Source organism: Novipirellula aureliae (genome assembly GCF_007860185.1).
GTDB lineage: Bacteria > Planctomycetota > Planctomycetia > Pirellulales > Pirellulaceae > Novipirellula_A > Novipirellula_A aureliae.
Genome location: NZ_SJPY01000002.1, coordinates 190,768 through 203,258, shown reverse-complemented (window position 1 = coordinate 203,258; position 12,491 = coordinate 190,768). Strand labels below are relative to the sequence as shown.

General features: G+C 53.0%; 3 protein-coding genes and 1 CRISPR repeat array (1 of these 4 running past the window's edge). Of the genes, 1 reads left to right on the top strand and 2 read right to left on the bottom strand.

From position 1 onward, the window contains the following. A CRISPR array of direct repeats spans window positions 1-5,971; the repeat unit is 36 nt; unit sequence GTGATTGATCCGTTAACGCCAACCGGCGTTGAGCAC; it reaches 1,024 nt to the left of the window's first position. Window positions 5,972-6,236: 265 nt separating this feature from the next. Continuing rightward, window positions 6,237-7,673: a 3-phosphoshikimate 1-carboxyvinyltransferase gene (gene aroA / locus Q31b_RS06625; protein ID WP_146598912.1), complete on the bottom strand. Its 1,437-nt coding sequence runs from the start codon at window positions 7,671-7,673 to the stop codon at window positions 6,237-6,239. A 222-nt stretch (window positions 7,674-7,895) separates the two neighbouring features. Between aroA and Q31b_RS06620 the strand changes: the two genes are divergently transcribed. Then, window positions 7,896-9,851 (top strand): redoxin domain-containing protein, encoded by a 1,956-nt coding sequence (locus Q31b_RS06620; RefSeq protein ID WP_146598911.1) that lies wholly within the window; start codon window positions 7,896-7,898, stop codon window positions 9,849-9,851. Between the two features lie 610 nt (window positions 9,852-10,461). Here the strand turns inward: Q31b_RS06620 and Q31b_RS06615 are convergent. Then, complete coding sequence (locus Q31b_RS06615; protein WP_146598910.1) at window positions 10,462-12,420, bottom strand: ABC transporter ATP-binding protein; 1,959 nt, start codon at window positions 12,418-12,420, stop codon at window positions 10,462-10,464. Window positions 12,421-12,491: the final 71 nt, after the last annotated feature.

Sequence of the window (12,491 nt, the reverse complement as noted above, 5' to 3'; positions counted from 1 at the left end):
AGCACGGATCAATCAATGATCCGGTTTCGTCCTGGCCCGAGTGATTGATCCGTTAACGCCAACCGGCGTTGAGCACGTATCGAACGACGGGGCTGACGCGGACGTATTGCGTGATTGATCCGTTAACGCCAACCGGCGTTGAGCACAGTCGTATTTGATTGCGGTTCCTCCTGCTGCGTGTGATTGATCCGTTAACGCCAACCGGCGTTGAGCACTTTTGGATGATTGGATCATTCCTGACGGCTGGGATGTGATTGATCCGTTAACGCCAACCGGCGTTGAGCACTGGACGTGACAAGTCTGGGTGCCAGTCAATCAATGTGATTGATCCGTTAACGCCAACCGGCGTTGAGCACGAAGTGGTTCGATCGAGGCCGAAGGATCATTGACCGGTGATTGATCCGTTAACGCCAACCGGCGTTGAGCACAACGTGCATTTGGACATAGCGAAGACAACAGCGAGGTGATTGATCCGTTAACGCCAACCGGCGTTGAGCACTTAGACACTGTCGATAGTACCTCCGATGCAGTCGTGATTGATCCGTTAACGCCAACCGGCGTTGAGCACCGTGCCACACTTGAGCAAGTACCATGAAGTCACCAGTGATTGATCCGTTAACGCCAACCGGCGTTGAGCACCGTGCTCGTTAGGACTGCAATCCCAAAGTTGTTCAGTGATTGATCCGTTAACGCCAACCGGCGTTGAGCACGTTCAGTCTGTTTTGCTTAGCGAGCCGGTTGTGATGTGATTGATCCGTTAACGCCAACCGGCGTTGAGCACAAATTTAGAAAAAAGCCAATCGAGATCGAAGCGGTGTGATTGATCCGTTAACGCCAACCGGCGTTGAGCACGCGAACCGTACGGGGCAACGTGCATCACGCGAGTGTGATTGATCCGTTAACGCCAACCGGCGTTGAGCACCGTGCCATTCTCGACAGCCAGCCGCATTTGAGCATTGTGATTGATCCGTTAACGCCAACCGGCGTTGAGCACATTAACGAGTTGCATCAGTTGATGACGGACCATTGTGTGATTGATCCGTTAACGCCAACCGGCGTTGAGCACCAATCTACGCTGAAACCGATTCTTACCTACGCCGCGTGATTGATCCGTTAACGCCAACCGGCGTTGAGCACTCTCGCTTCGCCTTCTCAGCACCACGCCGCGAAAGGTGATTGATCCGTTAACGCCAACCGGCGTTGAGCACTACCGGGTGCATGGGTGGTTATCGTCGAAGAAACGGTGATTGATCCGTTAACGCCAACCGGCGTTGAGCACAACTGGGAAATGCGGGATCAACCAGAGAGATCACCGTGATTGATCCGTTAACGCCAACCGGCGTTGAGCACTTTTCACGTCGCAGCAGGACGTTATCCACTGCGTGTGATTGATCCGTTAACGCCAACCGGCGTTGAGCACTCTAAAAGTCCGTGCATTCCGTTGCGCCATCGTAGGGTGATTGATCCGTTAACGCCAACCGGCGTTGAGCACAACGAGGTATGGCGTATATCGCAGTTGCAATAGTGAGTGATTGATCCGTTAACGCCAACCGGCGTTGAGCACAATACCTGCGGCAATGTGAGAACGCAACTGAGGCGTGATTGATCCGTTAACGCCAACCGGCGTTGAGCACAACTTGTGACCGCCAAGTTGGCTGAGGATTGTTTGTGATTGATCCGTTAACGCCAACCGGCGTTGAGCACTCAAACTGGAACCCTGAATCACGTGGCAATCAAGTGTGATTGATCCGTTAACGCCAACCGGCGTTGAGCACGAATCAATATTCAAAGCACTGCCAGCCGATTGTTAGTGATTGATCCGTTAACGCCAACCGGCGTTGAGCACTTTTTGTATAAACAAGTTTGTAAGATGCCGCTGGAAGTGATTGATCCGTTAACGCCAACCGGCGTTGAGCACGGGATCTTGCTTGGGTGGTTCGTGGGTCATCGAGTGATTGATCCGTTAACGCCAACCGGCGTTGAGCACATCTATACGCACGTCTCACTTTACGCCGACCAGAGTGATTGATCCGTTAACGCCAACCGGCGTTGAGCACTTTGCCGGGGTCGCCGGTAGAGTTTTAATTTCTAGTGATTGATCCGTTAACGCCAACCGGCGTTGAGCACTTTGCCGGGGTCGCCGGTAGAGTTTTAATTTCTAGTGATTGATCCGTTAACGCCAACCGGCGTTGAGCACACTCGCAGTGATTGCGTTTGGTGCTCGAAGTGGAGTGATTGATCCGTTAACGCCAACCGGCGTTGAGCACGACAAAGGCATTTGGGTGGTGATCGCGGCAGGGAACGTGATTGATCCGTTAACGCCAACCGGCGTTGAGCACTGGACATTGGCAACCGCATGTTTTCGGTTTGGCAGTGATTGATCCGTTAACGCCAACCGGCGTTGAGCACACTTGATTCGGATTATTGAGAAAGATTCACAATAGGTGATTGATCCGTTAACGCCAACCGGCGTTGAGCACGAGCAATCAGTATCATGGAATCGGTACGACCGTGAGTGATTGATCCGTTAACGCCAACCGGCGTTGAGCACACAAAAGAAAAAGTTGTAGTTGTCGATGGCGTTGAAGTGATTGATCCGTTAACGCCAACCGGCGTTGAGCACTTTCGCGGTGAACTCGCCGTCGGCACGTCGCAACCGTGTGATTGATCCGTTAACGCCAACCGGCGTTGAGCACTTTACCGGGGTGGCACGGTAGACGCTGAATTACCAGTGATTGATCCGTTAACGCCAACCGGCGTTGAGCACTCGATCGGATTGCTGCGGAGTCGTGGTCCAGTGCTGGTGATTGATCCGTTAACGCCAACCGGCGTTGAGCACTAATCAATGACTGGAAGTCTGCAACGGTATTTCGGTGATTGATCCGTTAACGCCAACCGGCGTTGAGCACAAAACGTGATAATCATCACGCAAGACAATATCACAGTGATTGATCCGTTAACGCCAACCGGCGTTGAGCACTTTGCCGGGGTCGCCGGTTGGGCTTGCAATTTCGTTGTGATTGATCCGTTAACGCCAACCGGCGTTGAGCACTTTGAGGAGATGGCAGGCAAGACGATCAATAAAGTGTGATTGATCCGTTAACGCCAACCGGCGTTGAGCACACGTGCTGGAAATATGCCGAACCGATCCAATCCGAGTGATTGATCCGTTAACGCCAACCGGCGTTGAGCACGAAATAGGCACAGCATGACCGAAGGACGGTCATACCGTGATTGATCCGTTAACGCCAACCGGCGTTGAGCACAACAAAACGACTTACGATGTCGCTACGCCTATGCGTGATTGATCCGTTAACGCCAACCGGCGTTGAGCACCTTGACAAACGAATTCACGACGAACGCTTTAGCTTGTGATTGATCCGTTAACGCCAACCGGCGTTGAGCACTAACTCACGTTTGATTCCGTTTATCGACCGCGATGGTGATTGATCCGTTAACGCCAACCGGCGTTGAGCACACGCAACAAAGCGACGACGATAGACTGTTGACGCTGGTGATTGATCCGTTAACGCCAACCGGCGTTGAGCACGATCGGACATGGAACAACGCAACGACGACGAGCGGGTGATTGATCCGTTAACGCCAACCGGCGTTGAGCACATCTATACGCACGTCTCACTTTACGCCGATCAAATGGTGATTGATCCGTTAACGCCAACCGGCGTTGAGCACACTCACAATCGACTCAGCTTTGTTTTTTCGATGGCGTGATTGATCCGTTAACGCCAACCGGCGTTGAGCACTTTTTATAAGTTGGTGGTTATTCATGAGGATTGTCGTGATTGATCCGTTAACGCCAACCGGCGTTGAGCACGGAAGGAACACGATAGTATCCTGTTCGCAGACTACGTGATTGATCCGTTAACGCCAACCGGCGTTGAGCACGTTGAACGAGGCAGCGAGTGGATTCGGGAGGGTCGCAGTGATTGATCCGTTAACGCCAACCGGCGTTGAGCACACCTCTCAGATAGTCATCTACCGTCGGCTCAGGCTGTGATTGATCCGTTAACGCCAACCGGCGTTGAGCACCAAGACATCGTTGCCCAAATGAAAGCGAGTCAATGTGATTGATCCGTTAACGCCAACCGGCGTTGAGCACTTTGCCGGGGTCGCCGGTGAACGTTATTATTTCACTGTGATTGATCCGTTAACGCCAACCGGCGTTGAGCACATTATTCACAAGTGACGTACAAACTGGCTTGCACTGTGATTGATCCGTTAACGCCAACCGGCGTTGAGCACAGTCGCATAGTGTGCGTTCCAGAGCGAAACGGTAATGTGATTGATCCGTTAACGCCAACCGGCGTTGAGCACCGTTGTGCGCGGGACAGACGTTCCGCCCCCGTTGGTGATTGATCCGTTAACGCCAACCGGCGTTGAGCACTGCTTGTTTCCGCTTTCGGGATTCATAAAGAGGAAGTGATTGATCCGTTAACGCCAACCGGCGTTGAGCACGAAGATCAAGTTACAGCGATTGGTTTGTATGACCTCGTGATTGATCCGTTAACGCCAACCGGCGTTGAGCACGAAGGCGACTTGGTCGAAAACGAAAGTGGTTCATTTGGTGATTGATCCGTTAACGCCAACCGGCGTTGAGCACTACTCGGCTGGGAACTTCGCGAGGTGAACGCATCGTGATTGATCCGTTAACGCCAACCGGCGTTGAGCACGGAAGCCAGGCGAAGCGATCGACGACGATTTCTCGTGATTGATCCGTTAACGCCAACCGGCGTTGAGCACTTCAATGATTCGCTCCGTTCCTTGGTTCGTGAGTATGTGATTGATCCGTTAACGCCAACCGGCGTTGAGCACGATTTACGACGATTTTGTAGTCGAGACTTCGATTGCGTGATTGATCCGTTAACGCCAACCGGCGTTGAGCACGAATGCAAGAACTGTTCTTGAAACTTGGCACATCCGCGTGATTGATCCGTTAACGCCAACCGGCGTTGAGCACATATCATCGAATTTAATGTCACCGAATCGATCAGTGTGATTGATCCGTTAACGCCAACCGGCGTTGAGCACATGCGATTGCCGAGTGCGATTGCTGGCTCGTGATTGTGATTGATCCGTTAACGCCAACCGGCGTTGAGCACACTTGGTTCGCATCATCAAGAAAGATTCACAATAGTGATTGATCCGTTAACGCCAACCGGCGTTGAGCACGAAGTATGAAATTGTCAAATGCCAGTGGGTACATTGTGATTGATCCGTTAACGCCAACCGGCGTTGAGCACGAGATCGCACATGTATCACTAATTGATGGTATGGAGTGATTGATCCGTTAACGCCAACCGGCGTTGAGCACATCTCGCAAATCACGATTCGCGAACGCGGCACGCTGGTGATTGATCCGTTAACGCCAACCGGCGTTGAGCACTAATTCTATACAAGATCACTGACCCATTCGACACGCGTGATTGATCCGTTAACGCCAACCGGCGTTGAGCACATGCCGCAAACATCACCGGCAAGATCGCGATTGAGTGATTGATCCGTTAACGCCAACCGGCGTTGAGCACAGCATACCACCGTAACTATTCTTGAAATAATTCGGGTGATTGATCCGTTAACGCCAACCGGCGTTGAGCACTGAAATTCGTATCCGTTTTCGAGTGGTGGTCGAAGTGATTGATCCGTTAACGCCAACCGGCGTTGAGCACAGCGATTCGTCTATTTCGTCGTAGACCATCTGCATGTGATTGATCCGTTAACGCCAACCGGCGTTGAGCACACCAATTCATTTTCTTTCGGCTTGTAGCCCGACGCGTGATTGATCCGTTAACGCCAACCGGCGTTGAGCACTTCGCCGTCTCAGCGGCACCGTGGAAGTCAATCTCGTGATTGATCCGTTAACGCCAACCGGCGTTGAGCACAGATTTTAACCTGCTATCCTTCGTCGTCGATGATTGTGATTGATCCGTTAGCGCCAACCGGTGTTGAACGCAATCCGGTAACCAAATCAAAGAAGTCGTAAATCGCGTGTTTGATTGGCTAACGTCAAACGAAGCTGAACAGCAAAACTGTGTAGCTGTCCGAGTTCCACATCGGAATGGCCCATGCCGGTCAAATGATAACGATCGTCGTTGGCTTTGATCTGAAAAATCCCTTGCATAATCGTCAACCAAATTATCAGTGATGAGATTAGTATCCCCCCAGGATCAGAGCGATTGCTGGCACCTGTGCGTAGACACTTAACGCCGTTTTTTCGTTTACTGCGTCCACCGATGCGGCCTTCGGATCAGTTTTTCTAAGTCTTGAAAGAATTCGGGATAGGTTTTGGAAGTACACGACGGGTTTTCGATTTGCACACCCTCCATCTTCAAGCCTGCTAGGCACAAACTCATCGCCATCCGGTGGTCGTGATAGGTGGCTAGGGTTGCACCGTGAAGCATGTCAACATTTGGCGGAGGCGTGATTGTCAAACCATCGTCGTGCTCTTGGGCGTCCGCCCCCAACTTGCGAAGCTCGCAGGCCAAGTCGCCGATCCGATCGGTTTCCTTGAATCGATTGTGTGCGACCCCACGCACTCGCGTCGGTCCTTTGGCGAACAAGGCGACGACGGCCAACGTTTGTACGGTATCGCTAATTGCATTCATGTCGATATCGATCCCCTTTAAGGGTGCACCCGTCACGGTAATGGAATCCGATTGGTAATCAACGTCGCAGCCCATTTGTTCAAGCACGTCAGCAAAACCAACATCGCCTTGCATCGCATCGCGGCTCAATCCGTTCACGGTAACCTGTCCACCCGTGATCGCGGCCGCAGCCAAAAAGTAACTGGCGGCCGACGCATCGGGTTCGATTTGGTAGTCGCAGCCGCGATATCCGAACGAGCCATTTTTTGCTGCCGCCGAAATCTCAAAAGCAAGCGAATCCTCTTTGCCGTCTTGTGAAGGAACACAATCCACGCGGCCTCCAAACGATTCAATCACCTTTGCCGTCATGTCGACATAGGGCCGTGATACCAATTCACCATCGACAATGATCCGAATCGACCGAGTGGCCTGGCTCGATTTCGCCGCAAACGATTGAATCGGAGCCGCCATCATCAGACCACTCAAATATTGGCTACTGACCGATCCTCCCACGTGCACATTCCCATCCTTCCAGCCGTGGCAGTTCAAATGCACCGGAGGGCATCCATCTTTGCTTAACGCTTCAATCTTTCCGTCTAGAATCGGACGAATAGCCTCGACAAGATCGCCGATCGGACGCTGGTGCATCCGGTCGACACCGCGTAGTTCGTAATGCCCACCGGCGGCGGATAAAGCCGCGGTCAAAAAACGAATGGTGGTCCCACTATTGGCGATAAAAAGTCTTGTTGCTTCGCCCGGCCGCGAACCAAGCGGTGACGAATCGGGCGGCACTTGTGAATTATCGATATGGATTGTTTGCCCACCGTTTTCGACAGTGATTTTTAAACCGATTTGGCTTAGTGAATCGATCATTACCTCCGTATCTTCGCTCTCAAGCGCACCGGTTAGCGTCGAATGCCCCGATGCGAACGCGGCACAAACGAGCGCTCGATTGGTCAAGCTTTTGCTTCCTGGCGGCGTAATCCTTCCGACGACTTTGCCGCCGGGAACGACTTCAACCGTCGACGTTTTGGATGACGGGGTAGCGGATGAAGAGGGTTGTCGAGGCATCGAGTGAAATAGTGATTTGGAGGACGAAGCGGAACTGCGGCACTATCATAGTGGACGGGGCGATGCCGATTAAGCGGGCGCAAATTGGGTTTGCCCAGCTCGGGAGCCCGGGTCAAAGGAGGTGGATCGAGCGAAAAAAACCGGTCTTGCGTTGGGTGCCCAAAGTGGTGAAAGATAGTAGGAACATTTCACGTACCACCCCATCCTATGGAATTGATTGGCATGACGGATTTAACTCCTTCCACAATCCTCTCGCGCCGTACCCGCTTGCGCTCCAAACGGAGGCTGTTTTCCACAGCGACTTCGTTCCCGGCTTTCCTGTTGCTTGCATTCTCGTTTGCGACGCCTGTTTTCGCAGCGACACCATCGGCAAAGGACGCCCTCGGGCTTAAACCCGTTCAGGCGGGTGTCGAATATGAATTGGTGGGTCCGGCATCCGTCGCAAATTGCAAAGTTTCCGACATTGATCATCCAAAGTGGTCGGGATGGGAAGTCTTTTCCTCGGATGGAACGATGCTCCGTCGATTTGCCGACACCAATGGCGATAACAAAATCGATCTGTGGTGCTACTTTAACTATGGTATCGAGGTGTATCGAGACGTCGACAAAGACTTCAATGGCAAAGCTGACCAACATCGTTGGCTGGGCACTGCCGGAACCCGTTGGGGTTTGGACAAAAACGAGGATGGAAGAATCGACAGCTGGATCCAAATCTCGCCAGAAGAGGTCACCGCGGAAGTGGTTTCGGCGATGCGTGAAGCGGATGCCGATCGTTTTGCACGATTGCTGATCACCGAATCGGAACTCGAATCGCTCGGATTGAGTGAGGACATTGTTCGTCGATTAGCGACCAAATCAAAACGGGCTGCGGACGATTTTGCTAGTTTTGCACGGCGTCAAAAGGCCGTCGGTCCGTCGGCAAAATGGGTTCAGTTTGCGGCTGCGACGCCAGGTGTCGTTCCAGCGGGAATCGACGGTGTGACTCAAGATGTGACCGTCTACGAGAACGCGGTTGCGATGTTTGACGACGATGGCAGCAACGGCCAATTGTTGGTCGGAACGATTATCAAGGTTGACGATTCGTGGAAATTGGTTGATCTGCCCAGTGCTGCAGGTGAAGGCGAAGCGGTAGCACAATCGGCAGGCAACTTTTTCACTCCTGGCGGTATTTCAGGTGAAACCATATCGGGTGGCGGTATGGCTCCTCAGACCCAACAACTTGTTACGGAATTGGAGGAGATTGACCGCAAACTCAGCTCGGCCAGCGATCCTAGAGAATCCGGTCCCCTGCATGAAGCTCGTGCTCAAGTCGTTGCCAGGCTAATCAAAGCGACGGAAACGCCGACGGAACGGGATGCGTGGACGCGTCAATTGATCGATACCGTCAGTGCTGCTTCGCAAACCGGAGCCTACCCAGAGGGACTCAAACGGCTATCGGCCATCACTCGCTCGCTTGGTGATGAAAACGAATCGTTACGCTCTTATGCCGATTATGTTTTGATTGGGACCGAATATGCGATTCGTCAAACGCCTGACGCGGATTTCGCGAAAGTACAAGAATGGTACCTCGATTCGCTCACCGATTTTGTCGATCGCCATCCAACGATGCCCGAAGCTTCACAAGCGATGCTGCAACTTGCGTTGAGCAAAGAGTTTGAAGACAAGGAGAAGGAAGCGCTGGGCTATTACAAGAAGATCGCCAAAGATTTTCGTGGAACGGATGCATCGGAAAAGGCGATTGGTGCAATTCGCCGTTTAGAATCCGTTGGCGAAGTGATCGATTTCCAAGGCCTGTCCATCGAAGGGAGACCATTTCGATTGTCTCAATACCGAGGTCGTCCGGTTGTCATTCACTACTGGGCCACTTGGTGTGAACCTTGCAAGCAGGACATGAAGTTGCTCCGCAGTTTGCAAGCACGTTACAGCAAAGCTGGGCTGCAGTTAGTCGGCATCAACGTCGATGGAACGCGAGAAATGGCGGTTCAATTCTTGCTTCAGACGTCGCTACCGTGGATTCAGTTGTTTGATGAAGGCGGTTTGGAGTCGAGCGAATTGGCGAAGGCATTTGGGGTTCAAACCCTACCAACCATGATGTTGGTCGACCAAAAAGGCCGCGTCGTTCGTCACAACATTCGCGTCGAAGAACTCGGCAAAGAGCTTGATGCGCTGACGAAGTAGAGGCGTGGTAACCGACGTAGGCATGGTCTGAGCTGCTCAAAATCGGATTTGACACGGTCGCCGTGAGCATCCTTTTTGTTCCACTGTTAGCTCTCCCCCTGATTTAGGATTCGTGCAACTTTTCCGTTTAGCTGAACAGATTAACGACCTCTCCGAAGCGCAGAGGTCGTGCCGCTTTTCAGGGCAACATGGCGAACAACCTACAACCTCCCTCAAGCGAAGCTTGGGGGAGGTCGAACGGGCGTAAGCGGGCTGTCGATTTAGTCGTTTAACGCTTAGCCGAAGGCGTCAGCTTTTCCGTAAGCGGTCGCCTATGGCTTGGCGTTAAACAATAAGTCGAGTCAAGCCGATTAAATCGACAGCCCGTAAGCCTCGTTCGGGAGGGGGCTTACGCGATGTGCTTTGTACAAGTGCCGCACCGGCCCCCCTCCCTCGCGAACGCCTTAAGGGCGTCACTCGACCTCCCCCGGCTTCGCTGGGAGAGGTATAAAAACCACGCAAGCTACGATCGCATCAACCCCAGATTTTGAGCACCCCAGGCTGGGTCAGGTCGCGGCAGCGACGTCAACTTGTTCTTTTTGAACTTCGAGTATTCCCATTCGTCCTGGTGCTAGGACGCAGTGTGGGTTTGTCGGCTGGCGGTTTCGTGCATTTGCAGGTGGATCATGTCGCGATAGTGGCCACCTCGGTCAAGCAACTCTTCATGCGTTCCCACTTCACGGATTTGACCATCTTCGAGAACCACGATCTTGTCAGCCCCGATGATCGTGCTAAGCCGATGAGCGATGACGAAGGCCGTGCGATCTTTGAGTAGTTCGGCCAACGAGTTTTGGATTAGCCGTTCGCTTTCACTATCGAGGTTGCTGGTGGCTTCATCGAGAATCAGTATTCGTGGGTCGGCTAAGATAGCGCGAGCGATTGCCAACCGTTGCCGTTGCCCGCCTGACAATTTGACGCCGCGTTCACCGATGATCGAATCATAGCCATCGGGAAGTTTCGTGATGAATTCGTGTGCCGCAGCCGCTTCCGCAGCCGCAACCACTTGGTCCTCGGTTGCGTTTCGCCGCGCATAGGCGATGTTGTCTCGGATGCTGCCGTCAAACATGAACACGTCCTGTTCGACGATCCCGAGCAATTTGCGGTAACTTTGCAGTTTGATATCGCGTAGATCACGTCCGTCGATGCGAATCGAGCCACTGTCGGGGTCGTAAAAGCGAGCGACTAAATTAGTCAGCGTCGTTTTGCCAGCACCGCTGCGGCCAACCAACGCGATGGTTTCACCCGCGTTGATTTCCAGGTTGATGTTTTGTAGCACCAACGTGTCGGAACTGGGGTAGGAAAACGAGACATTCTCGATTGACATCGACCCGGCAACCTTGGATCGGTTGAGTGTTACCGCACCTGACCGACTCGGCAACTCTTCGTCGACCTCTAAAACGTCGAGCACGCGGTCGAGACCTGCTAAGTTGTTTTGAAATCCAACGGCGCTGCCCGCTAGGGTTGCCAACGGATCGAGTAGCATCGTCAGGTAGACCAGAAACATCATCAGATCCCCCAGAGTCAATTGCTCGTGGATAATCTGGTAGCCGCCGTACAGCAGGAGTACGGTTGACGCCAATGGGATCAGCACCTCCCAAATGGTTTCGATAATTCGCGTCCACCACCATGTAAAGAGTTGTTGACGGACGAGGTAGCTGCCCTCGCGAACAAACCGCGACGATTCGCTGCGGCTACGCGCGAAGGTTCGAACAACGCGAATCCCGCTAAAGGTTTCGGTGGCTCCCGCATCAATTCGCTGGCGTTGATTGCGGATATCTTTGTACAGAGGGCGAATTCGATTGATCCAGGTCCGATGCGTTGCCCAGACGACCGGCATCAGCAATAGACCGCCGACCATCAAACGCCAATCGACTAGCATGAGGATCACGAGGCTGCCGACGAACTGAACAATCGCCCGCCACGGATTGTAAATCATGCTAAAGATCAAATCGGCGACACCGCCAGCATCCTCGCGGATCAAACTGGCGACTCCGCCACTCTTCATGTCGTAAACGTTTTGTAGAGGAAGCCTAACGGCATGCTCGAACACTCGGCGACGGATTCCCACCTGAGCTCGATTGACCGTTTTGGTCGCCAGCCATCGGCTCGTCAAACTGATCATCGTCCCAGCCAATGTGACAACCGTGACCCCGATGGCGATGGCGATCAGCAGCGAAAACGGTTCGCTCGGCAGTCCTAGACCGGTCAACCAGCTTGGCAGTGGCTTGGGTGGGTCACTCAATGCCGAGTCGATTGCCAACTTCGTGCCGACGGGGGGGATCAGTCGTAGCCCGATACCAAGTGTCAAGAGGACCATGGAGGTAAGGAGCGTCCTCCGGAAATTTGACGTTAATCGAAAGAATGCGCGAAAAAGTTCCCAGAAACCACGCTCACGGGTCCCCAGTTTCTTGGCACTTGGGCCGCGGGAGGAATGGTACGAACGGGTATCGCGAGGAATCGAGCCCGCATTACGCTGGCGGACTTTTTCGCGGTAAGTATCAAATCGGCGTCGACTGGGCTGTATTGTCATGCGCTAAGGTTAACCTATCGATAGGGGACTCTAAAATGGTAGAGAGCGGAGAAGGCGGGGAGAAGGCGGGG